18 protein-coding genes are annotated in these 25,223 nt (G+C 70.5%); 6 read left to right on the top strand and 12 right to left on the bottom strand.

The window, feature by feature from the left end; genetic code table 11:
• Positions 1 to 5 precede the first annotated feature (5 nt).
• From FBY41_RS04465 to FBY41_RS04430, 8 genes are all read right to left on the bottom strand, one after another.
• Entirely contained in the window at positions 6 to 1,535 is a 1,530-nt protein-coding gene (locus tag FBY41_RS04465; protein ID WP_185748882.1) for an oligosaccharide flippase family protein, read from the bottom strand.
• Between the two features lie 14 nt (positions 1,536 to 1,549).
• Positions 1,550 to 2,995 carry an O-antigen ligase family protein gene (locus FBY41_RS04460; RefSeq protein ID WP_185748881.1) on the bottom strand — a complete coding sequence of 482 codons (1,446 nt, stop codon included), beginning with the start codon at positions 2,993 to 2,995 and terminating at the stop codon, positions 1,550 to 1,552.
• A 76-nt stretch (positions 2,996 to 3,071) separates the two neighbouring features.
• Positions 3,072 to 4,442 carry a Wzz/FepE/Etk N-terminal domain-containing protein gene (locus FBY41_RS04455; protein ID WP_185748880.1) on the bottom strand — a complete coding sequence of 457 codons (1,371 nt, stop codon included), beginning with the start codon at positions 4,440 to 4,442 and terminating at the stop codon, positions 3,072 to 3,074.
• A gap of 56 nt (positions 4,443 to 4,498) precedes the next feature.
• Positions 4,499 to 5,656, bottom strand: coding sequence for a glycosyltransferase family 4 protein (locus FBY41_RS04450; RefSeq protein ID WP_141842154.1), 1,158 nt, complete (start codon positions 5,654 to 5,656; stop codon positions 4,499 to 4,501).
• A 44-nt stretch (positions 5,657 to 5,700) separates the two neighbouring features.
• Entirely contained in the window at positions 5,701 to 6,744 is a 1,044-nt protein-coding gene (locus FBY41_RS04445; RefSeq protein WP_141842153.1) for an NAD-dependent epimerase/dehydratase family protein, read from the bottom strand.
• An 89-nt stretch (positions 6,745 to 6,833) separates the two neighbouring features.
• Entirely contained in the window at positions 6,834 to 7,481 is a 648-nt protein-coding gene (locus tag FBY41_RS04440; RefSeq protein ID WP_141843142.1) for a sugar transferase, read from the bottom strand.
• A gap of 429 nt (positions 7,482 to 7,910) precedes the next feature.
• Entirely contained in the window at positions 7,911 to 9,179 is a 1,269-nt protein-coding gene (locus tag FBY41_RS04435; RefSeq protein ID WP_141842152.1) for a glycosyltransferase family 2 protein, read from the bottom strand.
• Between the two features lie 390 nt (positions 9,180 to 9,569).
• On the bottom strand, positions 9,570 to 13,394 hold the full coding sequence (locus FBY41_RS04430) for a S8 family serine peptidase (protein WP_141842151.1): 3,825 nt from the start codon (positions 13,392 to 13,394) through the stop codon (positions 9,570 to 9,572).
• Positions 13,395 to 13,739: 345 nt separating this feature from the next.
• Here FBY41_RS04430 and FBY41_RS04425 point away from each other — a divergent pair, with 345 nt between their 5' ends.
• Positions 13,740 to 14,792, top strand: a complete 1,053-nt coding sequence (locus tag FBY41_RS04425; RefSeq protein ID WP_141842150.1) for a helix-turn-helix domain-containing protein — start codon at positions 13,740 to 13,742, stop codon at positions 14,790 to 14,792.
• A gap of 6 nt (positions 14,793 to 14,798) precedes the next feature.
• On the opposite strand, the gene FBY41_RS04420 is transcribed toward FBY41_RS04425, so the two are convergent.
• From FBY41_RS04420 to FBY41_RS04405, 4 genes are all read right to left on the bottom strand, one after another.
• Entirely contained in the window at positions 14,799 to 15,215 is a 417-nt protein-coding gene (locus FBY41_RS04420) for a hypothetical protein (RefSeq protein ID WP_141842149.1), read from the bottom strand.
• Between the two features lie 248 nt (positions 15,216 to 15,463).
• Positions 15,464 to 17,458, bottom strand: coding sequence for an acetate--CoA ligase (acs, locus tag FBY41_RS04415; RefSeq protein WP_141842148.1), 1,995 nt, complete (start codon positions 17,456 to 17,458; stop codon positions 15,464 to 15,466).
• A gap of 210 nt (positions 17,459 to 17,668) precedes the next feature.
• Positions 17,669 to 18,799, bottom strand: a complete 1,131-nt coding sequence (trpS, locus tag FBY41_RS04410) for a tryptophan--tRNA ligase (protein ID WP_141842147.1) — start codon at positions 18,797 to 18,799, stop codon at positions 17,669 to 17,671.
• Positions 18,800 to 18,948: 149 nt separating this feature from the next.
• On the bottom strand, positions 18,949 to 19,878 hold the full coding sequence (locus FBY41_RS04405; RefSeq protein ID WP_141842146.1) for a hypothetical protein: 930 nt from the start codon (positions 19,876 to 19,878) through the stop codon (positions 18,949 to 18,951).
• Between the two features lie 52 nt (positions 19,879 to 19,930).
• Between FBY41_RS04405 and FBY41_RS04400 the strand changes: the two genes are divergently transcribed.
• The 5 genes from FBY41_RS04400 to FBY41_RS04380 all read left to right on the top strand — a co-directional run bounded on the left by FBY41_RS04400 (position 19,931) and on the right by FBY41_RS04380 (position 25,221).
• Complete coding sequence (locus tag FBY41_RS04400; RefSeq protein ID WP_141842145.1) at positions 19,931 to 20,827, top strand: hypothetical protein; 897 nt, start codon at positions 19,931 to 19,933, stop codon at positions 20,825 to 20,827.
• 657 nt (positions 20,828 to 21,484) lie between these two features.
• Positions 21,485 to 22,387: a hypothetical protein gene (locus FBY41_RS04395; protein WP_141842144.1), complete on the top strand. Its 903-nt coding sequence runs from the start codon at positions 21,485 to 21,487 to the stop codon at positions 22,385 to 22,387.
• Positions 22,384 to 23,703, top strand: a complete 1,320-nt coding sequence (locus tag FBY41_RS04390) for a TadA family conjugal transfer-associated ATPase (protein ID WP_141842143.1) — start codon at positions 22,384 to 22,386, stop codon at positions 23,701 to 23,703. The genes FBY41_RS04395 and FBY41_RS04390 overlap by 4 nt, the downstream gene beginning before the upstream one ends.
• Positions 23,690 to 24,589 (top strand): type II secretion system F family protein, encoded by a 900-nt coding sequence (locus FBY41_RS04385; protein WP_141842142.1) that lies wholly within the window; start codon positions 23,690 to 23,692, stop codon positions 24,587 to 24,589. Before FBY41_RS04390 ends, FBY41_RS04385 begins: the two co-directional genes overlap by 14 nt.
• Complete coding sequence (locus FBY41_RS04380; RefSeq protein ID WP_141842141.1) at positions 24,586 to 25,221, top strand: type II secretion system F family protein; 636 nt, start codon at positions 24,586 to 24,588, stop codon at positions 25,219 to 25,221. The genes FBY41_RS04385 and FBY41_RS04380 overlap by 4 nt, the downstream gene beginning before the upstream one ends.
• The last annotated feature ends 2 nt before the right edge of the window (positions 25,222 to 25,223 follow it).

The following is a 25,223-nucleotide window of genomic DNA, read 5'->3' as shown; positions in this document are numbered from 1 at the left end:
GCGCCTCACGGCCCGCGGAACAGCGCGCGAAGGAGCGGTACCCTGGCGACCTCGGGAAAGACGTGGAGGAGTGCCAGGTCGCGACGGCTGGTCCAGAGCAGAAGGACGGAAGCCAGCACGACGAGGACGATGTCGACGCCCAGGCCTGGGCGAAGAGCGACATTGATGACCAGCAGAGTGCCGGTGAGAGCGACGACCTGGAGCAGCGCTCGCGTGAGCCGTCGGTCGACGGGTGACATGCCCAGCTCGCGGCGCACGATGAAGAACTTGACGAGGGTGAGCAGGCCAATGGTCACGGTCGTGCCGACGGCAGCGCCCAAGGCGCCGAGGTGCTGCACGAGGACGATGTTCACACCTAGGTTGATCGCGGTCACGAGGACGTTCGCCACTCCAAGGCTGCGGAGGGTGCCGTGCGCCTTGAGGGTGAGGCCACCCAGCCCGAAGACAGCGAGCAGGTACTGGCCCACCGACATGATGGCGAGGATGACGGCGGCATCGGCATAGCGCTGGCCGAACAGGGTCTCCGTGACGACGGCCGCGCACCCGATGGTGAGCGCGGCCACGGGGAAGGTGAAGACGGCCACCCACAGGGAGCATGTCGCATACAGCTGCTCACCCTTTGGGCGGTCGCCGCCGGCGAACAAGCGGGACGCGGCCGGGATGAACAAGGGGATGAGGGCGTAGAAGATGACGAGGTTGCCGCTCGCCAGGGGCTGGGTGGCCTGCAGCATTGCCACCTCCTCGGGCCCGGAGATCCAGCCCACGATCACGGCATCCGACGCGAAGAGCGTGATGGCCAGCAGGTCGGCGAAGACCGCGGAGCTGGTGAACGCGAGCAGCGGTCGCACAGGAAGTACCGGCCGTGTTCCCCTGGCGATGACGCCCCGCTCCCGAAGCAGGGCCCAGAGTTGGGGGAGGTAGATGAGCAGCCCCACGACGGTCGCCGCCACATAGCCCACGCCCAGGACGAAGACCGACTCTTGCGTCATGAGCATGACGGCAACGACCCCGATCCGCAGGACGGGGGTGATGACGTAGCGGCGCCAGAAGATGGCTCCGGGACGACCGTGGACGGCGAAGAGGGTGCTGCTCAGGGTGTCAATGGCCTGCAGCGGAGCCAGGAGGACCATGATGCCGAGCAGCTCGGCGCTCTGACGGTCCTGGATGACGGTGCGCTCGAGCTGTTCCCGACCGAGAATCGCCGCGGCCACCGTTAGCCCGCCGAGGACGACGACGACTGCGAGGTAGAAGAGGATGGCCCCCGCCAACTGGTCTCTTTGGCCTCGTTCGTCATAGATCGCGGCGAAGCGAGACATGGTCTGCTCCATGCCGAGGGACACCACGACAGTGAGCAGTGTCGTCAGGGCGATGCAGTACGAGAACGCGCCGAATGCCGACTGCGGCAGGTAGCGAACAATGAGGACCTGGATGACGACGCCCGTGCCGATCGCCAGAAGGCGGCCGAGCAGAAGGAGTGAGGAGCCACGGAGCGCCGAGTGTGTCGACGTGGTCCCGGCTGACGATGGGGACGTCACAGCCTGCGCGTCCTTCATCGTGGGCCGTTCAGCGGAAGTTCCGCTCCTTGGAGCCGGTGTCGTGCTGGTCCACTCGGCGCTCCTGGGTCTTCGGCCTCCGCATCGCGAAGCTGGCTGCCTGTCGGTGGATCCGTCGTGTCCTCTCCGAGGGCCAGGCTGATGATCGCGGTCGACAGCGCGAGGTAGAGCCAGAGATACCTGGCGTAGGCGAGATGCAGAAATGCGCTGCAGCCCAGGTAGAAGCAGACGGACACGAGCGCGGCTGTGGCCACACCGCGCAGCCGCGTGTGACTCCGGGCGCGGGCGAGGCCGACCACGACGACGGTCACCAGGATGACGAAGGCTCCCAGCCCGAGCAGCCCGATGTCGGCGGCAAGACCCAGGACGATGTTGTGGGCGTTGCGTGCTCCCTCTCCGCTGTGAACGCTCCCCCCGGTCAGGGAGACGTACCGCTGGTAGTACAGGGGGAACTGCCCCGGCCCGACCCCCACGAACGGGTGAGTTGCGAAGACGTTCCACGCCGCTTCGACCTCGGAGAGCCGCCCCGCTGCAGAAGCGTCCTCACTCGGCCCTCCGCCAGCGAGGCTGCCAAGTGTCGCAAGGCGATCCGCCAGCGTTGGAACGGCCATGACGGCCAACGCGCCGGCCGCACTGAGATAGATCAGGGCTTTGCGGGGCAGCACGCCCCAGAGTGCCAGCAGGACGAGCACCGCTCCGGCAGCCAGGAGAGCCCCCCTCGAGTACGTGACGAAGACGGCGTAGCTCGCGAGCATCCCCGCAATGGCCCAGGCCATTCGCCTCGCCAGACCCCGCGCGGTGATGACCAGGTATGCCGCCCATGGAGTCAGGGCCGTCATTACCATCGCGAAGAAATTGGGCTCTCCCAGCATTCCGGCCGCGCGGAAACTGCCGTCCGCCACTCCGTCAGAGAGCACGGAGGACGACGACGAGGTGATGTCGTACGGCGCCGAGACCTGAGCCAGCCCGAGGTAGGTGTCGTAGAAGTTGCCCTGGCGCTGTTGGTAGGCGACGAAGAGGCCGACCACTGCTCCAGCCACCACGAGAGCCTGGATGCAGCGTCGCAAGGCGGAAAGCGTGCGGATGCTGTTGGTGAGGGCGAAGAAGAAGATGAGTCCCTCCAGCAGCCACTGGACGAGAGTGGGGAAACTGTCCCCCGGCCGGGACGAGACCACCGTGGAGAGAGCGGCGACCAGTGCGAATGTGAGCATGGCTGTCATCGGCCATCCCCAGATCACCGGTGCACGGTTGACGAGAACCTGGTAGAGCGCGGGCAGCAGCAGGAGCAGGTAGGGCAGCATCGGGGTGATCGACGACCCGCCAGCAAGGGTCGCCAGCACCCCGACATTGAGGAACAGCATCCCCACCGCCACCGCCGTCACCCAGTCGGGGCCGGTGAGGGCGAGAGATGCGACGAGCAGCGCAACGAGGACGAGTGCCACAGTCACGGCAAGGAGCGCGGTGATCGATGCGATCACGGTGAACCACTCTGGAGGTGGGGTCGACGGGATGGGGGCCTCATGCGTCAGTGATGTTCTCGGGTGGTGTCAGCAATCGCGAGATCGGACGTCCGGCGCGGAGCAGGATGACGCCGATCAATCGGCCGCCGCGCCGGGCGATGGCGTCCATGGAGTCAAGCACGTCCCGCTCGACCGTCGGATCGTCGTAGGAACCGACGAGGACCACCCCGTTGCTCGCGCTGAGCCACCAGGGGCCTGCAAGTGCAGACACGAGCGACGGGAGGGTCAGCACCAGCAGATCTTCGCCTCGGCTGCCCGACGAGCTCATCAAGCGTTCTGCAATGTCGCTCTCCTCCTGCGGATATCCCACCTGCACCACGGACTGGTGGGTCCGAGTGAGTCGGATGGAGTGGACGCTGTCCGTCGGGTCCACCACGGATGCGGGGCGACCGGGCATGGCAAGCACCGCCGCCACGTTGATCGCCACCTCTGCAGCGCTCGGGCCTCCTCGTGTTCCCACGACGCAGAGCGAGTCCAGGGGGAAGGTCGTCGCCCGCACCTCGATGCGAGCTGCGATCTCCGCGTACTCATGGACCCGACGTCCTCGACCGAGAAGGGCGGTCGGCGGGTCGTGACGGGCGGGGGTGCGGCGACTGCGCGTCACGCTGCCCAGATAGTCGGAGGGCGCCATGACCGATCGCACCCGGGTGCACCGCCGGTGCCGTTGAGCGACGGAGAAGCACAGCAGAGTGAAGGCAACCAGGCTTCCCGCCACGGCCGCCAGCATCGCGATGGCCGACTGGTGCGTTTCAATGGTGCGGTCCGGCAGGGTGGCCGCCTGGATGAGGGTGAGGACGCCACTCGCCTCACGAGTGTTCTCCTGCGCGCGCACGTCAGGAGTGGGGTCCGACACACCCGGTGTCGACGGGCCCTTCGCCTTCAGTCGCTCGACCTCCTCGACCAAGAGGCCGGTGAGCCGGTGAGCGGTCGCGGCGTCGGGCCAGGTGGTCACGATGCTGAGGATGCGGGACTTGTCGTTGAAGGTCACGTCGGCCGCGGCGAGCAGCTTGTCGGCCGAACCGTCGGGAAGCCCGGCGGCAGCGCCGACACGTCGAAGCACGGCTTCGGAACCAAGTGCGTCCGCATACGTCTGCCCCAAGGACGCCGACGCCCGCAACGAGTCCGTCGAGCCGGTCAGCTGGCCGACGAGCAGACGTGCCTGCGACTCGTAGCCGGGGTTCGTCGAGCGGAGGCCGACCACCGCCAGCAGTCCGAACAGCAACCCCGTGAGAAGGATGAGCCACCAGAATCGACGCAGCGTCCAGAGAACCAGGCGCCCGGGTATGCCATGTTCCTGCGCTGGAGGGGGACCGCCGAGTGTCCGCAATGGCGCCGGATGGAGCCCTTCGGTGCCGGAGGTCGACAGCATCTCCTCCCGAGGTGCGGGGCGGCGGTCGACGTGGCCAGCTTCCTGGTGATGACTCGTCATGCCTTGATCTCCAGAGTGATCGGGGTCGGCTCCGGTTGCGGGCCGCTGGTCAGGTGGTACGTCCGGAGCGTCGCCGTCAGCATGGAGCTCAGGCTGAGGCGGTCTCGCTGGAGAGCTTCGGCGCGCGCCACCATGAGCTCCCGTCGCGAGGGGGACCGGGCAAGTGACAACAGCTCATCGGCGACGAGCTGTGCTCCGGCAGGTTGCTTCTCCGCGCCCGCTGCAATGAAGGCCACGGCTCCGTCACCGAAGACCTCCGCCATGGCGCCCACCCTGGTGCTCACGACCGGAGTGCGAGCTGCTGCAGCTTCGAGCAGCACATATGGCAGGCCCTCAGTCGTCGAGGTGATGACCATCGCATCGGCGGCAGTGAGGAGATCGGGAACATCGTCGCGGTGCCCAGCGAAGCGCACGAGGTCGGATGGTCCGGACAGATCGCGGGCGAGCTGCTCGAGCTTGGGACGCTCTGGTCCGTCGCCTACGAGCAGCAACCGCGCGGCAGGGAGGGTGTTGTGCAACTGATGGATCGCGCGGATCGCCAACTGGAAGTTCTTGACGGCGACCATGCGCCCGACGGCGACGACCAGGAAATCATGTGGCCTGAGGCCGAGCTGCTCGCGGACGGTGCTGCCGCCCGCCGCCGCGGCGCACCGACGCCCCGCGATCCCGCTCCAGATGACGTCGATGTCGCCGGTCGCGGCACCCAACTCCTCCAGATTGCGACGGACGCTCGTCGTCACGGCGACCAGACGCCATCCGGATCGAATCGTACGTCTGAGCACGGCCTCGTGCGCCGAGAAGCCCAACGGTCGTCGTTCCGACTCCCTGTACTCACTGTGGATGGTTGCGACGAGGCGTCCGGACGGCAGTCTCCCCCTCCCCGCCAGGTGGACGGCGAGCTGCGACTGTGCGTTGTGCACGTCCACAACCCAGCCATCGTGCTCGCGCAGCAGGCGCCGGAGCGCGAACACGAGGCGCGGGTCCTTCTTCGATCGCGCTACAGCCAACACCGGGACATCGACCTGACGCACCGCGTCCGCCAGTCGGCTCCCCTTGAGGCAGACCACGGCCACCTCGTGGCCTCTGTCGTGAAGCCCCTTGGCAGTGTCGACAACTCGCGTCTCCGCGCCGCCGCTGGAGCGGGCGAGGTCCACGAGTAGCACGCCCGCGGTCGGCAGGTGAGGCAACACGTGACGGCTCAGTCCAGACCAGCAGCGACCGGAGCCGGTCCCACCATGGCCGGGGCGGGCTCGGCAGCAACAGGGGAGCCCCAGCCGTCCACTCGTGGGGCGGTCACATCCAGCTCACGGCGCCGCCGCAGCACCTGTTGGAGCAGCCCGTCCGCGAGTCGCGTGCGCGGCCTCCACCCCAAGTAGTGCTGTGCGACACCGCTGTCACCACCGGTTCGGAGCACGTCACCGGCAACCGACGCAGATGTCGTCACAGGGAAGTCCTCCCTCAGGATGCCGCGAAGGCACTCGAGGACTTCGACCATCGTGGCAGGCTCTCCGCCGCACACGTTGGCGACGAGTCCCGGGGGCAGGTCGGTGACGGTCCCCGCGAGTATGATGGCCCGCACGACGTCGTCGACGTAGGTGAAGTCGCGGATGGCCCCCGCGGCGGCAAACAGGTTGAATGTGCTGCCCGTGAGGGCTGCCTCGATCATCTGTGCCATGGCCATCTCGGGACGCTGTCCCGGCCCGTAGACCGTGAAGAACCGCAGGGACACCGTCGGGACTCCGTAGTTCTTCGCATAGAGCACCGCGAGGTGCTCACCTGCGAGCTTGGTGACACCGTAGGGGCTGAAGGGCGCCGGCAGGTCTGTCTCGCGGCAGGGGTACGAGACGGCGTTGCCATAGACCGAGGAGCTCGAGGCGTAGACCACGCGAAGACCGCCGCGTTCACGCGCTGCCTCCAGGACCCTCTGCGTGGCACACACGTTGTCGTATGCATACTCGTCGAAACCCTTTGCCCAGCTCGTCCTCACGCCGGGTTGACCGGCGAGGTGGAAGACGACGTCTGCATCGCCGAAGAGGGCGGGAAGGTCGGCGTCGACCACGTCCTCCACCACGAGGCGAAAGCGCGGATCTCGTTGGAGTCCAGCGACATTGCGCCACTTCTGCTCCGGCGAGTAGTACGGGGTGAACTTGTCGATGCCAACGACGTGGGCGTCCTGGGCCAACAGCGAGTGGCACAGTGCGCTCCCAATGAATCCGGCGGCACCGGTGACGACTGCCTTCATGGTGGGGGTTCCTCTCCTTGACGTCGGATGAGGCGTCGGATCCGACCCGGACGGTCGGGACGCGCTGGACGGAATCTCTGGCCGTGGAGTCAGGTGCCCTTACGGAGCAGCAGCTCCGGGACCGTGCGCACGAGAATCTCGAGGTCGAGGCGCCAGCAGGCCCGATCGAGATAGGCGAGGTCCAGCTGAACGCGCTGAACGAACGACGGGTGTGCGCGGCCGGCGACCTGCCACACCCCGGTCAGGCCCACAGGTCCGCCGAACCGCGCCAACTGCCACTGCTCGTACGCCTCGGGCGCAAGGCTGGTCGGTCGAGGGCCCACGAGCGACATGTCGCCCTTCAGGACGTTGAACAGCTGTGGTAGCTCGTCAAGGCTCGTGCACCGCAGGAACCGGCCGAAGCCGGTGACCCTGGGGTCGGGATCCACCTTGAAGTCAGGCCACGTGCGGAGGTTGAGGTGCGCAAGCTGGGCCTTCAGCTCCTCGGCATTGGGGACCATCGTCCGGAACTTGTAGATGACGAAGCGACGAAGGTCGCGGCCGGTCCGCTTCTGGGTGAACAGGACCGGTGCTCCTGGGCTCGAGAACGCGATTCCCGCAGCGACAAGCACCATCAGAGGCAGCCACAACGGGGCGAGCACGACGACCACTGTCAGGTCCGTCAGTCTCTTGAGCTTCTCGTATCGACGGACCGAACGACGGGGCCGCACGGGGTACTTCGACAACCACACGCACATCTCCGACGCCGCCTCCGGCGCCAGGGGCCCCACCACCCGGACCGCCACAGGGGGCGCAGACGGTCCGGGGGTGGGGAGCACAGTCGCGGCGACGAGGGAGGTGTGCATCTGAACGCCACGCGGACGCCGGTGGCGTCCAGGGGTGCGTCGCCTGCCCTTGTTGAGCAGGGTCGGTGCAAGCGCCATGATGTCCTCCTCGATTTGCCGTGATGCGAGAAGACTGGAGCCGGCCACGCTCCAACGGACCCGCCGCTGGTAGTAGTGCGGCATACGTCAAGTGACGTAGAGGTCCCGCAGTGAGGAGAAGGCGCGCGACGATGAGGCGTGCGTCACCAGATCAGGCGAAATGCTCACCCAAAGATGAGGGATTCGCTGCGCTGCCCGCTCACGAGGAGATCGCGACTGATCGCCCGGGCATGCACCCTTGGTTCAAGCGGCGCGATCGATCTTGTCGACGCGATCCCAGAGAGCCAGGTCCTCGGGCGTTCTCAGAAACTTCCAGAACCCCTCCGCTGAGGCCAGATTGCTGCGCACGAGGTATCTCAGGGCTTGGGCCACACCCCGCAGCGGACCGAGCTCCGACGGAATCCGGTCGGCGGCCAAAGCCATCGCGTAGCCACCCAGCTGCGCTCCGAGCAGGAGCTGGGCGCGGGTTGGGCCTCGTGATCCTGACCGTTGGGCCATCACCTCGGCGGCCGAACCGACGAGGGCTGCACCCATTGCCAAGGGCAGGGCAAGGCGCAGGTACTTGTGGGACAGGACCTGCCACATCACCACTGGGGAGTGGATGGGGAGGATCTCACGCCAGTGGCGGACGGTCTGCCAGCGGCCGGCCGTCATTCGAGCACGTCTGACGGCGTCACCCGTCAACGAGGCGGCACCGCTCTCCCAGGTGACTGCGCCTGATGCGTAGGCGACCTTGAACCCCCGGCGGGCCACGTGCATACCGAGGAAGAAGTCGTCGTTGATCAGCTGCACCGGCAGTTGAGGGACGAGATCGGTCCGGATGGCGAAGAGGGCGCCGAGAATGCTCGTCAGGCTCCCGACGTTGGCCTCTGCTCGCTTGATCGCATCCTCGTAGCGCCAATAGAGCCGTTCGCCTGTGCCGACCGTTTCCGAGCCGCCCACCGGGCGGAAGGCACCGTTGACGGCCCCGACGTCCGGATCGCAGAAAGGGGTCAGGAGCTCCGTCAGAGCGTGTGGATCGAGGATGTTCTCAGCATCGGTGAAGACGACGATGTCATGGCGCACTCGGCGCATGGCACGCTGCATCGCTCCCATCTTGCCCGTGCGGTCCCGCACCCGGACGATCTGCGCCCAAGGTGCCACCGAGCGCACGACGTCGGCAGTGCCATCGGTCGAGCCGTCGTCCGACACGATCACCTGGAGCTGGTCCAAGGGGTAGTTCCCGTGCGCGAGGCTCTCGAGCTTCGGTCCGATCACCTCAGCCTCGTTGTGAGCCGAGATCACGATGCTCACCGGTTGGACGAACGGGGGTGCGCTCGTCTTCTCACCCTTCAGCCGGCTCCATGCCATGATCACCGCGGGGTAGCCCACCAGCACGTAGGCGATTGTCCCGACCCCGGTGAGAGCGCAGACCTGGCCGAGGCGAGAAAGGGTTGTCCGTCCGTGGGCCCTGACGGCAGGCCCACCCAGCAGCACGCGCGAGACGTCGGGCAAGGTCAGTGCAGGACTCATGAGCTCTCCCTGGGGTGCGATCAGGGAAAGGATGGCTTTGGGCTGGCGTTCACGCCGCCGTCCATTGCACGAGACCGCGCTACGTCAACGGACGTATAGGTGTGACCGACCCATTGCGGCGGTGCGCGACCGCCGCCGATGAATGAGGACGACGCGACGGTCTTCGCTGCGATGCAGGCCGGGACCTGAGGGCTGCCCGCTCGAGGGCTCCAACCAGGCGGAGATCGTCCGTGCCATCACGGCGGTGGCCCGCGGCAAGGCGATCCTCGGCCCGGCACTTGCCCGGCACGTCGCCGAGTTCTTCAGTGCGACGGAGCGTGCCCGCCTTCGAGCACGGGCGAGCCGCCCGATCCCCCTGTGGGACTGGGCGGCTCGCCGTTCTCGATGGCGTCAGCGGACGGCGTATGCCGCCTGTGTCAGCTGCGTGACCGTCGCCCCGTTGGCGTCGGTGACCGTGACGCGCAGCGTCACCGTCTTGCCGGACGCTCCCGTGTGGTCCACGACGGCGTCCCAGTCGTCGCCCGTGTGTCGAACGGTCGCGTCGGTCCACGTCGTGCCGCCGTCGTAGGACGTCGCTGCGTGCAGCGACGTGATGGCGCCGGGCGTGTAGCCCGCGTGTCCGGTGAGCCGGACCGGCAGGAGGAGCCCGGCCTGCGCCGGCACGGTCTTGACGCCGTCCTCGGGCAGGGCGACCCGCGGGAAGATCAGCGGCAGGCCGCGCGAGAAGACGCCCGGCTCGAGCACAGAGTCGAAGCCCCACGTGGTGGTGACCTGCATCGAGCGCTTCCACATGGGAGCCGCCGAGGGGAGCTTGAACTGGCTCAGCGTCAGCTCGTAGCGGCCGGCACCGGCCGGGACCTCGAAGACGCCGGAGGGGAAGGGGCTGGTGCCGATGCTCTGGCCGTCCTTCTTCAGCTCGAGAGAGCCCGCGTCGCCGAAGCCCCCCGGCGCGGCGACGTGCCCGAAGCCGTCGCCCCACAGCTGCGGCGCGAAGCCCATGAGGTCGCCCTGGCGCTCGGCCGTCAGCTTCTCGACCCCGTTCCTGTCCTGGATCGCCGTCGGGGACACGACGCCGGCGTGCCACGTCTCCGTCCGGACGCTGGCTTCGGGGTAGCGGTGCCAGGTGCCGAGCATGGACTCACCCCACGGCAGGCTCGACATGACGAACGACGTCCACTCCGTGCCGCCGTCGGTGTAGAACTCGGTACGCGCGCCGGGGACCGGCACCGCGTTGAAGCCCGAGACGCCGAGCGTGATCCCGCTGGGCCGGCGCGCCTGCACGTAGTCGATGAACGCCCCGGCGAGGCCCATGGCCGTGTACGTGGCGTCGGTACGGCCGAGCTTGCGGTCGTGCACGACGTACGTCTTGTCGTCGGTGAGGGGCGTCGTCTCGGTGAAACCGAGGTTGTAGACGTAGGGGCTGCGCGCCGTGGCGGTCCACGCGACCGTCAGCTGGCCGGAGGGGGCCGCCGCGAGGGCGCTGCGCAGGGCCTCGCCCTCGGTCACCGGCAGGGAGTATGCCGTCACGCCCACCGGGCCGAGCCCCGCCGAGGGTGCCCACCGGCCCGAGACCGGCCGGTAGAGGAGCAGCCCCTTGACGCCGGCGCTCTGGGCGGCGCGGACCATGCCGGCGGTGAGGTTGCCGTAGTCGGAGGTGAGGCGCACGAGGGCGACCTTGCCGCCGACCTTGTCTGCCGTGAGGTCTGTCGCCGTGCCGCTGCCACCGTCGACGAGGGGAGCGCTACCCGTGCCGTCGAGGCCCGCTGCCGAGAGGTCGGGCACCGTGGGGTGCAGGGTCAGTCCGGCGGCCGTCATCGAGCTGACGGCCGGCGCGAGGCGGCGCTCGAAGGTGCCGAGCTCCCACGTGCCGTTCTGCGGCTTGCTCTGGACGTCGGCGAAGACCGAGCGCACGGTCGAGCCACCGGACATCGACCCGGCATGGACCCACTGGTCCGACCACTGCCGGGTGAAGGCCAGGGTCGTGGAGCGGGCCACGCTCGGCTGGTCGGTCTTCACGGTGATCTCGTGGGCCGTGCGTGCGTCGAAGTCGACCGTGGTGTCACCGGTGACCGTGAGCTCCGGGCGCGCGAAGTACGCGATCGAGTCGAGCGTCGGCGCGGTCGGCTCGGCGTCGGGAGACTGGACGAAACCCGAGAGGAGGTAGGTGCCCGGACGGACGGCATACGACTGCTCGACGGCGCCGGCGTTGTAGCGGCGCTCGCCGCGGGGCGAGTCGGTGTTGACGACGTCGACCGACGAGCTGCCGGCGGCCGGGTGGCCGAGGCGGTCGGTCATGCGGATCGTCAGGGTCACCGTCTGGGGCGCCACGTAGAGGCTGAACGGGGTGGAGACCGTGTGGCCGTCGGGCGTCGTGGCGACGACGCGGCCGGTGACGTCGCCGTACTGCGCCGCCTCGAGTCTCACGGACGGGTCGACGGCAAGGGGCACCGTGACGGTGCCACGGGCGGGCACCGTCACGGTGGCCGCCTGGAGGGACGCAGGCGAGAACTTGAGCGCCGTGCCGTCGTCGCCGGTCACCGAGGTCACCGACAGTGACAGGGTCACCGGAGTCGCACCGAGATTGGTGTAGGGCACGGCCACCGTGGTGCTCTGGGCCGCCGTGTGGGGCCACGGGAAGGTGCCCGCCTGGACGGGGGAGCTCGTCACGGCGGGAGCGGTCGCCGCGAAGACGTCGAGGCGCCCGGCACCGGTCTCACGCACGTCGCCGGGCACGTCCGCCTTCGCGGTCGAGACGAGAGCGGCCTTGAGCTGGGCCCCTGTCCACGTCGGGTGGGCCTGCTTGACGATCGCAGCGGCGCCGGCGACGTGCGGCGTCGCCATCGACGTGCCCGACATCGCGACGTAGGCGTCGTCGCCGCGCCCGCCCGAGCGGGCCGCGAGGACCGCGACACCCGGCGCCGCGATCTCCGGCTTGAGGGTGTGGGTGATGGCGGCGGGGCCGCGGCTCGAGAACCAGGCCGTCTTGTCGCTGCTGTCGACGGCGCCGACCGCGAGGACGGCCGGGGCGCAGGCGGGTGATGACACGGTGTTGGTGCCCGGCCCCGCGTTGCCGGCCGCGATGACGAAGAGGCTCGTCGTCGACTCGGAGAGCTCCTGCGCCGCGGACGCGATCGGGTCGGTGCAGTCACCGGGCGCGCCGGAGGCGCCGAGGCTCATCGACACGACGTCAGCGTGCTCGGTCGTGGCAGCCCACTCCATCCCGGCGATGATCCACGACGAGGCGCCGGAGCCGGAGTCGTTGAGCACCTTGCCGATGAGCAGGTCAGCACCGGACGCGACCCCTTTCTCACGGCCGCCGCTCGCGGCGCCGGAACCGCCGACCGTCGATGCGGTGTGCGTGCCGTGGCCGTCGGGGTCGGACAGCGCCCCGCCGCGGGAGCCGGTGAAGTCCTTGGAGTCGGTGACGCGCCCCTCCAGGTCGGGGTGCTGGCCGTCGACGCCCGTGTCGAGGACGGCGACCGTCGTGCCGCTGCCGACCAGCCCGGCCGCCCAAGCCGCGGGCGCGTTCACCTGCGTGGTCGACTCGTCGAGCAGCGCCGTGACACGGCGGTCGAGCCAGACCTTGCGGATCTTCGACCCCGCGGCGCTCCTGCTGCTCGTGGCGTCGGCCCAGAAGTCCTTCGCCTTCGCCTTGTCGGCTGCCATCGCGACCGCGTCGATCGACCGCAGCGCCCGGCCCTTGCCCGACCCGCGAGGCGCCGGCGGGGCCGACCGGGCGACGTCGACGGAGGCGGCATACGTGACGATGAGGGGCAGGTTCTTCGTGTGTGCGTCGTCGTAGCCCTGGGCGATGAGGCCCGTGACGTTGAAGAGCTCCTCGTCGGCCCGCCCGGCGGCGAGGGCGGCTGCGGCGCCTTCGGGGTAGACGTAGAGGTCACGCCCGACGAGCCGGGTCTCGACGGTCGGCGTCGTGCCATCGGCGTTCGGGAGCACGACGGCAGAGGGCGAGTCGGTGCCGGCGCCGGAGACGACGACGCGGTCGCCGGTGACGAGGGTGACGGTGCGGGGCGTCGACGCGCCGACGGGGACGCCGGTGGCTGCGCCTCCTGACGCCGTCCACTCCGCCGAGCCGACGATGGGCCGGTCGGCCTGGCCGGGCGTGCTCGAGCCCAGGGCATGGGTGGGAGCTGCGGCGGTCGCGGCGAGCACCGCTGCGGTCGCTGCTCCCAGGGTGGTACGCCAGTTGGGGCGCATGGGTCCTCCGAAGGGTGGGTGCGTGGGCCTCGCTGGCAGGGACCACGCCGTGGGTGGGTGATGACGGATCGGGCGGATGGGGAGGTCGGGTCGCGGTGACCCGGTGTGCGCCCCAATGTGCCGATCTGCGCCGCGGTGCGGAACAATGGCCGGCGGCGGTTGTGCGCCATGGCGGGGGTCCGCCACCGGCGGGCTGGAGCACGGTCGCGGCCCTCAGGTTCTACTGAGGCCGTGGTCACAGCTCCTGCTCCTCGTGTCGGTCCCCGCGGGGTCGCCACCGTGCTCACCGCCTGGAGACGCGGAGACGCGGCCGCGCGGTCACGCGGCCGGTGGGGAGGTGGCGACATGGAGGTGCTGGGCGCCCTCGGCTTCTCGCCCGAGGAGGCGACGGTCTACCGGACCCTCGTCGGGCTCGGTGCGACGGAGCTCGCCGACCTCGCCCGGCGCTGCACCATGCCGGACGGCGACGTCGAGCAGGCGGTGCTCGCCTTGCGTGCCCGAGGCCTCGTTGCCGAGTCCGCCGTCGCTGCCGGGCGCTGGGTCGCGGCGCCCCCGGGTGTGGCGCTGCGAGCCATCGTCAACGACCGGCGCCACGAGCTGGAGCAGGCCGAGCTCGCCGCAGCCCGCCTCGCCGAGGCGCACCGGACCGAGGCGTCGGTCGACGTGCACGACCTCGTCGAGGTGGTCATCGGGGCCGGTGCCGTGGGGCAGCGCTTCCACCAGCTGCAGCTCGGGGCGGTGTCCGAGGTGTGCGCCTTCGTCACCGATCGGCCGTCCGTGGTCCGAGCTGACGAGAACGCGGCTGAGGACGTCGCCACCGCTCGTGGCGTGCGCTACCGCGTCGTCCTGGAACGCGACGTCCTCGAGCACGAGCCACAGGCGAACGTCGCTGCCGTGCTGCGCCGTGAGGAGGAGGTGCGTGTCGTCGAGCGCGTCCCGACCAAGCTCGTCGTCGCCGACGGCCGCACCGCGCTCGTACCCCTCGACGTGGAGGGCGCGGAGCCGTCGGCCCTGGTGATCCACGCCGCCGGGCTCGTCGCCTCGCTCATGGCGCTCTTCGAGTCGGTCTGGCGTGAGGCGTGGCCGCTCGTGCTGGCGACGCCGGACGCCGACGAGGTCGTCGAGCTGGCGGCGGGTCCGGACGAGTTCGACCTGCAGGTGCTGTCGCTGTTGCTCGCCGGGGCCTCGGATGCGCGGGTGGCGCGCCAGCTCGACGTCGGGCTGCGCACGGTGCAACGGCGGGTCCGCTCGTTGATGGACGCCACCGGCTCCACGACCCGCATCCAGCTCGGCTGGGCCGCGCACGAGCGCGGCTGGGTGGCCCGGGCTGACGCGTCAGGGGGCCCGCCGGTGGCCGCCGTGTCGACCGCCATGTCGGCGTCGACGAGCGCGAGCTGAGGCCGGTCAGCGGGCGAGGAAGAAGGCCTTGGCGCGGCCGCTGTTGACGATGAGCAGCAGGATGACGGCGAGCAGGATCGAGATGGCCGCCTGCAGCCGCGTCGAACCGGCCGACTGCGTGAGCAGCCAGACGCCCGCGGCGAGGTTGATGACCGAGACGACGTTGACGACGATGCGAGACCCGTTGCTGCCCTGCCAGAGCCCCCGAGCCACCGCGAGGTAGATGAGTCCGATGACGAGGTAGACGACACCGGCGATGAGGAGGACCTCGGCGGAGGTCTGCGCCGACGCCTGGACCTCGCGGTTGTTGCGGGTGAAGACGAAGAGCAGCCCGGCGATGATGTCGGTGACGCCGATGAGGAGTGTCAGCACGGACAGGACCGTGACGCCGAGGGGTCGGTTGCCGCTGTAGGTGTCGCTCACGTCAGGGTCCTCCGAGGGGTCTTGGGGCACGGGTCGTCGGCCAGGGTCTTGGGGCTCTGGTTCTCGGGCACGACGGCCGGCGCACTGTCTACGTCTTTGGCTTCGGCCACACGCTAGCGCCGGCCGCCCGCGCGACGTGGGCGAACGGCATACGTCGTGGTGGCGACCCGCTCGAGCGGCCTCCTCGCACCACGCACACCGCCCGCCTCACCACGGGGGTGAGGCGGGCGGCGTACGTGCTCGGGCGGTCAGCTGCTCGACATGCCCGTCTTGATGAGGTCCATGACCGAGCTGTCGGCAAGCGTGGTGACGTCGCCGACCTCGCGGCCCTCGGCCACGTCACGGAGCAGGCGGCGCATGATCTTGCCGGAGCGGGTCTTGGGCAGCTCGCTGACGATCATGATCGAGCGCGGCTTGGCGATCGGGCCGATCTCCTTGGCCACGTGGTTGCGCAGCTCCTTGACGAGGTCGCCGCCCTCACCCGGCTCGTCGGCCTCCTCGACGAACTCCTGGCGCAGGATGACGAAGGCGCAGACCGCCTGGCCCGTCGTCTCGTCGTTGGCGCCGACGACCGCGGCCTCGGCGACCTTGGGGTGCGACACGAGCGCCGACTCGATCTCGGCGGTCGAGAGGCGGTGGCCCGAGACGTTCATGACGTCGTCGACGCGGCCGAGGAGCCAGATGTTGCCGTTCGCGTCGTACTTCGCGCCGTCGCCGGCGAAGTAGTACTTCTCGCCGAACCGCGACCAGTAGGTCTCCTTGTAGCGCTCCGGGTCGCCCCAGATGCCGCGCAGCATCGACGGCCACGGCTTGGTCAGCACGAGGTAGCCGACCTGCTCGGGCGTCGTGAACGGCTTGCCCTCGTCGTCGAGGATCTCGGCGCTGATGCCGGGGATCGGCTTCTGCGCCGAGCCGGGCTCGAGGGTCGTCACGCCCGGGAGCGGGCTGATCATGATCGCGCCCGTCTCGGTCTGCCACCACGTGTCGACGATCGGGGCGCGGCCGCCGCCGATGTGCTTGTGGTACCAGAGCCACGCCTCGGGGTTGATCGGCTCGCCGACCGAGCCGAGCAGCCGCAGCGAGCTCATGTCGAACTTCGCCGGGATGTCGGCGCCCCACTTCATGAAGGTGCGCACGGCCGTCGGGGCGGTGTAGAGGATCGTGACCTTGTAGTCCTGGATGATCTCCCACCAGCGGCCCTGGTGCGGCGTGTCGGGGGTGCCCTCGTACATCACCTGCGTGATCCCGTTGGTCAGTGGCCCGTAGACGATGTAGGAGTGGCCGGTGACCCAGCCGATGTCGGCGGTGCACCAGTAGACGTCGGTGTCGCGGTGGACGTCGTGCACGACGGCGTTCGTGTAGGCCGCCTGGGTGAGGTAGCCGCCCGTCGTGTGGAAGATGCCCTTCGGCTTCCCGGTCGTACCCGAGGTGTAGAGGATGAAGAGCGGGTGCTCGGCCTCGAAGGCCTGCGCCTCGTGGGTCGGGGCGGCCTGCTCGAGGGCGTCGTGCCACCAGACGTCGCGGTCGCTCCACGCCGTGTCCTGCCCGGTGCGCTTGACGACGAGGACGTGCTCGACGGACGTGTCGCCGTGGTCGAGCGCCGCGTCGACGGCCGGCTTGAGGGCCGAGGGGGCACCGCGACGGTAGCCGCCGTCGGCGGTGATGACGACCTTCGCCTTGGCGTCGTCGATGCGCGAGTGGAGGGCCTCCGCGGAGAAGCCGCCGAAGACGACCGAGTGGGGCGCACCGAGCCGGGCGCACGCGAGCATCGCGACCGCGGCCTCGGGGATCATCGGCAGGTAGATCGCGACCGTGTCGCCCTTGGAGACCCCGAGGTCGGCGAGGGCGTTCGCGGCGCGCTGCACCTCGGCGTGGAGGTCGGAGTAGGTGATGTCGCGGGTGTCGCCCTCGGGCTCACCGACGAAGTGGATCGCGACCTTGTCGCCGCGGCCTTGCGCGACGTGCCGGTCGACGGCGTTGACGCACGCATTGAGCTCACCGTCGGCGAACCACTTGGCGAAGGGCGGGTTGCTCCAGTCGAGCGACTGCGTGAACGGGGTGCTCCACGTGAGGTACGTGCGCGCCTGCTCGGCCCAGAAGCCCTCGTGGTCGGCGGCGGCCTTGTCGTAGAGGTCCGCCGTGCCGTTCGCCTGGGCGGCGAAGGCGGGGGGCGGGGGGAAGGACTGGCCCTCGTTGACGAGGTTGTCGAGCGTCTCTTCGCTCACGGTGTTCACCTTTCGCATCGACGGTGGTGCGCTGGGGTCGTGGTGGTGCGCGGGGGTCGTGGTGGTCGGGGCGGCGTCGAGATGCGCTCGGCGCCCTCGACGTCCAGAGGACCAACTCAAACGCAGGGTAGGTCGCCCTTCAAGAGCCGAGTGAGGCAGGTCTCGTCGCTACCCGTCAGTAGCCTGACGAACGGTCCGCCTCCGCCGACGAGCGGTATGCCGCGTGGCTCAGTAGCTCATCCCCATCACCGCACGCACCGTGGCGAGCGACCGCTCGGCGACCTCGTTGGCGCGGGCGTTGCCCTCGTGTAGCACCGAGGTCACGTATGCCGGGTCGCGGGCGAAGTCTGCCCGGCGGGCCCGGTGCCCGGCGAGGGAGTGGTTGACGGCCTCGGTGACGACCTGCTTGAGGGCCCGCGCGCCACCGTCGCCGATCTCGTCCGCGACCGCCTCGGGGGAGCGCTCGAGGAAGAGCGCGGCGATCGTGAGGAGGTTGGCGACCTCCGGACGGCGATCGGGCTCGAACGTGATGCGCCGCTCGGAGTCGGTGCGGGCCAGACGGATTCGCGCGGCGGTCTCATCGGCGCTGTCGCGCAGGTTGATGACGTTGCCCTTGCTCTTGGACATCTTCGTGCCGTCGGTCCCGAGCAGGAGGGGAACGTCGCTGAGCAGGGCCTCGGGCTCGGGGAACACGCTGTGCCCGGCGGCATACCGGCTGTTGAAGCGGCGCGCGATGGAGCGGGTCTGCTCGAGGTGGGGTAGCTGGTCGCGGCCGACGGGCACGATGCGGCTGTGGCAGAAGAGGATGTCGGCCGCCTGGTGCACGGGATAGGTGAGCAGCAGTCCGGAGAGCGGGCGCTCGCTCGAGAGCGCGAGCTCGTCCTTGACCGTCGGGTTGCGGCGCAGCTCGGCATCGGTGACGAGGGAGAGGAAGGGCAGCATCAGCTGGTTCAGGGCCGGGACCGCGCTGTGCGTGAAGATCGTCGAGCGTTCGGGGTCGAGCCCTGCGGCGAGGTAGTCGAGCACGAGGCCCTGCACGTTCGCGCCGATCTCGCCGACGGAGTCGCGGTCGGTGATGACCTGGTAGTCGGCGATGACGACGAAGGTCTCGACTCCCTTGTCCTGCAGCCGGACTCGGTTGCGCAGGCTGGCGAGGTAGTGCCCGATGTGCAGCGGGCCCGTCGGACGGTCACCCGTGAGCATGCGGAAGCGGGTGGGGTCGGCGGCGGCCTGCTCGTCGATGAGGGCGTCGAGCACGCGGCTCCGGTCGAGGGCGGCGGCATACGTCGCGCTCTCGCCTGTTGCGACGAGGTCATCGACGGATGCGTTGCGAACGGAAGGTTTGGTCGTGGTGGTCATGCTGCTCTCCTGGTGGGTGGTGCCCACGGGAGAGACCGTCGCCGCACATGCGAAGAGCCGCCCGTGGGCGGCTCGAGATGGGTTCGTCGAGATGGCCGCCTCAGCTGGGCAGCCACCACGCGCGGGTCGGCGCGACGCTCGAACTCATGTCACCGAGGATACGCGAGGAGCACGCGCTCGGCGATCACCGTGAGCCACGGGCTCGGCTCGCCCGGACGCTCACCGGGGACGTAGGTGACCCCGGGGTAGGAGCGGTTGGCGCTCCAGCGGCCGTCCGGGCGCTGCCTGCGGCGGATCAGCGCGAGCGCCTCGTCCATCCGGTGGTCGCGTGGAGTACCACCAGCAGCAAGGCAGTCCATCCCGCGGAGCACGTCGTAGTGCCACCGCGCGGGGAAGTGCAGGCGGGTGAACTCCGGGCTGATGACCTGACCGGTGCGCTCGCTGCGAAGCATCCGGTGCCGGAGCAGGAACTCCGCCGACGATGCGACCGCCTCCTCGAGCTCGGTGCGGCGGTATCGCCTGTTCGAGCGCAGGTAGGTCGTCATGCCCTCCATCACGCAGACGGTCGTGTGCATCGACGAGTGCGTCACGTGGGTGCGGGGGCGATTGTGCCGGCAGTTGAACCCGCCGTCGACGACCCGCTCGGTCAGCAGGAAGTCCACGATCGACCGCAGCCGATCCTCCGGCGCGCCGAACCAGCTCGCATAACCGAGGGCCATGCCGTTGACGCAGGCGTCGCTCGGCGTCGGTGATGCAGCCGGGCCCACCCCGCCGTCGCGGTGCTTCTCGGTGTCGAGGATGAGCCGCACCGTGTCGCGGGCGCCAGGATGGGTGGGGGAGAGCCCGATCTCCTTGAGGTGCAGCAGGGTGTAGTGGCTCGAGGTCCACTTCGGCTGGTAGAAGCCCCGCCCCCAGTGCCCGTTCGGACCACGAGCGGCGAGGAGGGCCGCGCCCACCCCCTCCGTGGCGATGCGGCGCTGGAGGTCGGCATCGTCGCGGCCCAGCAGGTCACGCGTCGCGAGGTAGGCGGCGGCCACGTCACCGGCGAGCAGCCAGTCGAGCACCTCCGAAGTGGCCACGGTCTCATCGTCGCAGGCCGAGAGCGCTCGCGGGCGCACCTATCGTGGTTCGGTGCCCGATGCGACGCCCAGCCAGTCCGCCCTGCTCCAGCAGCTGTCCGCGCTCACCGACCTGCCCGGGGTGGCCGAGGTGGCCGAGCGAGCCCGTGAGGCGGGCACCCGGCTGCGCTTCCACGAGGCGCTGCGCCGCCGGATCCCGGAGGCGGCCGCGGAGTCACGGGTGCGCGGCGCGCGGGCGAGTGCTGCGCTCGATGGCGCCGACCTGCCCGTGGAGCTGGTGCGCGAGCTGATGAGCGGAACCCGCCCGTGGCCGGACGAGCTCGACCCGGGCATCGCCACGCTCAAGGGAGCCGTCGCCGCCACCGCCGAGACGGAGCGGGTCGTCGCGCTCGTGCGCACGGCGCCGCTCCAGGCGCTCGCTCGCCTCCATGTCGCGGCGGGCGCACCGCTCATGGGGGACGTCGTGGGTGGCGTCAGCGCCGACACGCTCGGGCGTCCGCGGGTGGGGGAAGAGACGTGCGACGAGTTCGTCGACCTCGGGCCGGCTCCGGCGCCCGCCGTCGTCTCGAGCCGGCTCGCAGCGCTGTCGGAGCTCGTCCTTGCCGGGGCGTCTGCGGCGAATCGCGTTCCCGCCGCAGTGATCTCGTCGATCGTGCACGCCGAGATCGTGTCGGTCCGTCCCTTCGTCCACGGCAACGGCCTGGTCGCCAGGGCCATGGAGCGCGCCCTCGTGCAGGCCCTCGGGCTCGACCCGACCGGGGTGTCCGTGCCTGAAGCCGGCCACGTCGCGAACGGCGGGCCTGCCTACCTCGGGGCGCTCACGGCATACGGGACGGGGACCGCGCAGGGGGTGGGGCTGTGGCTCACACAGGCCGGCGAGGCACTCGTGCGCGGTGTCGCGGAGGGGGGGCGGATCAGCGACGCCGTCCGGGCCGGCCGGCTCGTCTGACGCGAGCGCGAGGCTGGGTGGGGTGTCCACCATGGTGGACACTTTCTGCCCACAGAGGGGCGGCAGGGTCTGTCGCCACGCCGAGCGCGTGCTGTAGAACGGAGTCAGGAGCCACATCGCCGAGAGGCGTAGGGACGGATCCCAGTAAGGCAGAAGTCCCGAGAAGGCACCGAGTACCCACGCGAGAGCAGTTCACTTGGAACAGTCCACCCCCGGGCACGAAACCCGGGGCGACACATCGAGAATGCACGCTTGGTAGCTCGCTCCTTCTCTTGGAGGCCCGCAGGACAGCGTCCTGCGGGCCTTCATCGTGTGCGCTCGCGGGTGTGCGACGCACACGCGTTCTCGCCCGTCCCGTGTGGTCGGCACAACTGACAATCAGTGTCGAACCATCCTCCGTCGGACATGTCGGTTTGCATTCCCGGTTCGAGGGGTCAAGGATTGAAAGCGCGCTCCCCTCCGGGGTCGAGCGCCACGTGAATGGCACCTCCCCCCGGCGCCAGGATCGTGAGGTGGCCTCCGTCTCCCCCCCTGACGGAGGCCACCGCCATCCCGGCGGCCGGTGGCTGTCCACACCTCCCCGAGGCCCGGGCGGGGTTGTCCACCGAGGCCCGTATGCCGCTGGGCGGGGCCGCGCTGCTGGGCGACGGTGGACGCATGGGAAACGTCATCGCCTTCGTGCCGGCCACCGGTGGGACCGGGTCCACGACCCTCGCGGCGGCCGTGGCCGTGCGAGCGGCAGCCGCCGGCCGGTCGACGGTCGCGGTCGACCTCGACCGGCTCTCGGGACGCCTCGACGTCGTGCTCGGCCTGGAGCAGGAGGAGGGGTGGCGCTGGCCCGACCTGGCTGAGGTGTGCGGCGTCGTCGACGGGCGCCGCCTGATCCGGCAGCTGCCGACGGTCCGCGGAGCCTCGGCGCTCACCTTCGGTGCGGCGGACGCTGCGGTGGATGCTGGGGCGGGCGGCTTCGGCCAGGTGGGCGGGGTGCGAGAGCCGGGCAGAGCGCTGGAACCGGGCAGAGCGCTGGAACCGGACGGGGTGCTGGGGCCGGGCCAGGCGGCATACCGGCTCGAGGAGGTGGGGGAGTGGCTCGAGCGGGCCTGTGATGTCGTTGCGGGGCTGCGTGAGGCCGCCGACATCGTTGTGCTCGACTGCCCGCGCGACGAGCGGGTGCTCGAGGCGATGGCCGACGAGGTCGATGTCGTGGTGCTCACGGTCGGCACGGACGTGGCCCAGGTCGCCTCGGCAGCCGCCGCGGTGCCGCTGGTGCGCCTCGCGCTCGACCGTGTGCGGCTGAGACCCAGCAGCGCGAGCGCGGGGCCGCGCGTGCCGCCCCTCGAGCCGTGGGTGGTGCTGCGTGGTGGGCGCGTGGACGAGCAGCTCCACGACCTGCTCATGGACCACCTCGACGTGCCTGTCGTCGGGGCCGTCGCTGATGACCGGCACGTGCGCGCCGACCTGTCGGCCGGGCGTCCGCCGGGTGCTCGGGCGCGTGGCTCGGTCGTGGAGATGGCGGACCGGCTGCTGCTGCGCCTCGTGTCCCAGCTGGATGCGGCATGAGCCTCAGCCCGGCCGTCTGGCAACGCGTGCGCGAGGGGGTCGGCCCGGACGTCGACGTCGTCTCGGCCGTCGCTCGTGAGGAGGTGGGTGCCCTCGGCGCCCGGCGGGTCGACGACTCGCGGCGGTCGATGGCCTCACGGGTCCTCGGCGCCGGGGTGCTCGACCCCTTCCTGTCCGAGCCACACGTCACCGACGTGGCCGTCAACGGCGACGGATGGGTGTGGATCGACCGCGGTGACGGCATGGAGTGGACCGGCGAGCGGTTGAGCGATGACGAGGCTCGGCTCCTGGCCGTCCGCCTTGCAGGAGCGGCCGGCAGGAGGCTCGATGAGGCGAGCCCCTGGGTCGACGGCCAGCTGCCCTCGGGCGCCCGCCTGCACGCCATCCTCCCGCCGCTCGTCGCGGACGGCGCGCACATCACGATCCGGGTGCCGTCCCGTGAGCAGGCGTCTCTCGTGGAGCTCGGTGAGCGGGGCATGTTCCCGCCGGAGTGGCTGGGGATCCTCGAGGCGCTCGTGCGTCGACGGCTCGCGTTCCTCGTCTCCGGCGGCACCGGCGCGGGCAAGACGACGTTGCTCGCGTCGCTCCTCGGGTGCGCCGACCGGGCCGATCGGCTGCTCCTCGTCGAGGACGTGCGTGAGCTCGACGTCGACCACCCCCACGTCGTGCGACTCGAGGCCCGACCCGCCAACGTCGAGGGCGCCGGCGAGGTCACCCTGACCACCCTGGTGCGGCAGTCACTGCGCATGCGTCCCGACCGCATCGTCGTCGGGGAGGTCCGCGGCGCCGAGGTGCGCGAGCTGCTCGCCGCCCTCAACACCGGCCACGAGGGTGGCTGCGGCACGATCCACGCCAACGCACCCGCCGACGTGCTGGCCCGGCTCGAGGCCCTCGGCGCCCTCGCAGGGCTCGGCCCGGAGGCGGTGCGGGCCCAGGCCGCGGCTGCCCTCGACGTCGTGCTTCACGTCGTGCGCGACGGGTCGGCCCGTCGACTGAGCTCCGTCGCGGCCGTGCTGCGACGGCCGGGCGGCCCGGTCGTCGTGCCGGCGCTCGACTGGGGCGGTGGCGGTTCGGTGCCGGTCGCAGGTGCGGCGTGGCCCGTGTTGAGCGCGCGCCTCGGCCTGTCCGACGGCCCACCCGATGCGGACGGTGGGCTCGGTGCTGGTGGGCTCGGTGCTGGTGCCCACGGTGCCGGTGCCGGCGGTGCCGGTGAGGACGGTGCCGGTGCCGACGGTGCCGGTGCGGACGGTGCGGGTGCGTGCGTTGCCGCGGTGCTCTCGTTGCCCACGGGTGGTGGCCTCGATGCCGACGCGTGAGTCGGCGGCGACCTCCGTCAGCGTGCTCGCCGAGGTGGGGTCCGCAGGTGGGGGTGGCCTCGACGTTGCTGGGTCCCGCCTCGAGGGGGTCTGGCCCCCAGCCCTGGTGCTCGGCTTGCTCGTCGCGCTCGCGCTGCTCACGTGGCCGCGCCGCGTGCGGCCGCAGGACGCGCTCCTCGCCGAGTTCGAGACCGTTGGACATGGCTCGCCTGCTGTTCTTGAGGGCTCCGATGTCTCTGTCTGGCAACAGGATCCGCTCCTGCTCTATCGCCGGTGGCGGTTGCGACGCGACCGTGAGCACCTCCTCGACGGAGTGCTCGTCCTGCTCGACTCGATGGCTCCGGCGCTCGCGATGGGGCTGCCCCCGGTGCGTGCCCTTGCCCTCGCTGCCGAGGCGACGTCCGGCGCAGGGGTCGACGCGGGCACGGCGCCGGGACGGCGGCGAGGCGACAGCGAGCTCGAACGCCTGACCCGATCGCTCACTGCAGCAGCCGGTCGAGGTGGTGCCCTCGCGAGCGTGTGGTCCGACTGGGCACGGCTCACGAGAGCACCGGAGATCTCCTTCGTCGCGTCGGCATGGGCACTGTCAGAGCGGCACGGGGCGCCTCTTGCGGTGGCCGTCGAGCGGGCCGCGGCCGGGCTCCGAGAGGCCAGAGCCAGGCAGCGCAAGGTCCGTGTGGCCGTCGCAGGCCCGCGGGCCACGGTGACGGTCCTGACGGTGCTGCCCCTCACCGGGCCGGCCTTCGGTATCGCCTGCGGCATCGATCCGGCACGGCTCTACGCGGGGTCTCGCATCGGGGCGATCAGTGCCGTGCTCGGGGTGGCTCTCATCGTCGTCGGGCGACTGTGGTGCCGGCGGATGATCCGCAAGGCGGTGGCGTCGTGACGTGGTCGGCGTGGGGTGTTGCCGTGCTCCTGGCCGCTGCGGTGCTCATGCTGCCGACCCGGATCGGCACCGACGTGGGGAGCGCCGACCTGAGAGACGCCACCTTCGGAGATACCGAACTGCAGCAGGCCGAACACGAGCACGCCGAAGTGGAGCGCTCCAACCTGAGGGGCGCCGACCTGAGGGACGCAGGTGCGCGTGACGCCGACGAGGTGGCTGCGGCGATGGCCCTGCTCGCTCTCGCCTACCGCACCGGCCTGCCGACGTGGCAGGTGCTCACCGCCGTCGCGCAGACCAGCGCCGACCCGGTGGCCGCTGACCTGCGTCAGGTGGCGACCGCCCTCCAGTGGGGTGCGTCCGAGGCGGTGGCCTGGGCCTCCGTCGGCCCCGCGTGGGCGCCGGCTGCGCGCGTGGTCTCCCTCGCCCACGCCGGAGGTGTGCCGCCGGGGCCGCTGCTGACCGCTGCGTCGGATGACCTGCACCGCGCCGAGCTCGACCGCCTCGAGGTGGCTGCCGCGCAGGTGGGCGTCCGTCTCGTCGCTCCTCTCGGGCTCGTCCTCCTCCCTGCCTTCTGCCTGACGACGGTCGTGCCGCTGGTCGTGGCGCTGGGCAGCCAGCTGCTTGTTGGCTGACG

The sequence above is a fragment of the Humibacillus xanthopallidus genome, from assembly GCF_006716675.1.
In the GTDB taxonomy this organism is placed as follows: domain Bacteria; phylum Actinomycetota; class Actinomycetes; order Actinomycetales; family Dermatophilaceae; genus Humibacillus; species Humibacillus xanthopallidus_B.
This window is presented reverse-complemented; position numbering and strand designations above follow the sequence as displayed.

Bases quoted from the DNA above. Each gene is read 5' to 3' on its own strand.
- FBY41_RS04455 (WP_185748880.1), bottom strand. From the start codon at position 4,442: ATGCTGTCGACCTCCGGCACCGAAGGGCTCCATCCGGCGCCATTGCGG.
- FBY41_RS04445 (WP_141842153.1), bottom strand. From the start codon at position 6,744: ATGAAGGCAGTCGTCACCGGTGCCGCCGGATTCATTGGGAGCGCACTG.
- FBY41_RS04440 (WP_141843142.1), bottom strand. From the start codon at position 7,481: ATGTGCGTGTGGTTGTCGAAGTACCCCGTGCGGCCCCGTCGTTCGGTC.
- FBY41_RS04435 (WP_141842152.1), bottom strand. From the start codon at position 9,179: ATGAGTCCTGCACTGACCTTGCCCGACGTCTCGCGCGTGCTGCTGGGT.
- FBY41_RS04430 (WP_141842151.1), bottom strand. From the start codon at position 13,394: ATGCGCCCCAACTGGCGTACCACCCTGGGAGCAGCGACCGCAGCGGTG.
- FBY41_RS04425 (WP_141842150.1), top strand. From the start codon at position 13,740: ATGGAGGTGCTGGGCGCCCTCGGCTTCTCGCCCGAGGAGGCGACGGTC.
- acs (WP_141842148.1), bottom strand. From the start codon at position 17,458: ATGCGAAAGGTGAACACCGTGAGCGAAGAGACGCTCGACAACCTCGTC.
- trpS (WP_141842147.1), bottom strand. From the start codon at position 18,799: ATGACCACCACGACCAAACCTTCCGTTCGCAACGCATCCGTCGATGAC.
- FBY41_RS04395 (WP_141842144.1), top strand. From the start codon at position 21,485: ATGGGAAACGTCATCGCCTTCGTGCCGGCCACCGGTGGGACCGGGTCC.
- FBY41_RS04390 (WP_141842143.1), top strand. From the start codon at position 22,384: ATGAGCCTCAGCCCGGCCGTCTGGCAACGCGTGCGCGAGGGGGTCGGC.
- FBY41_RS04385 (WP_141842142.1), top strand. From the start codon at position 23,690: ATGCCGACGCGTGAGTCGGCGGCGACCTCCGTCAGCGTGCTCGCCGAG.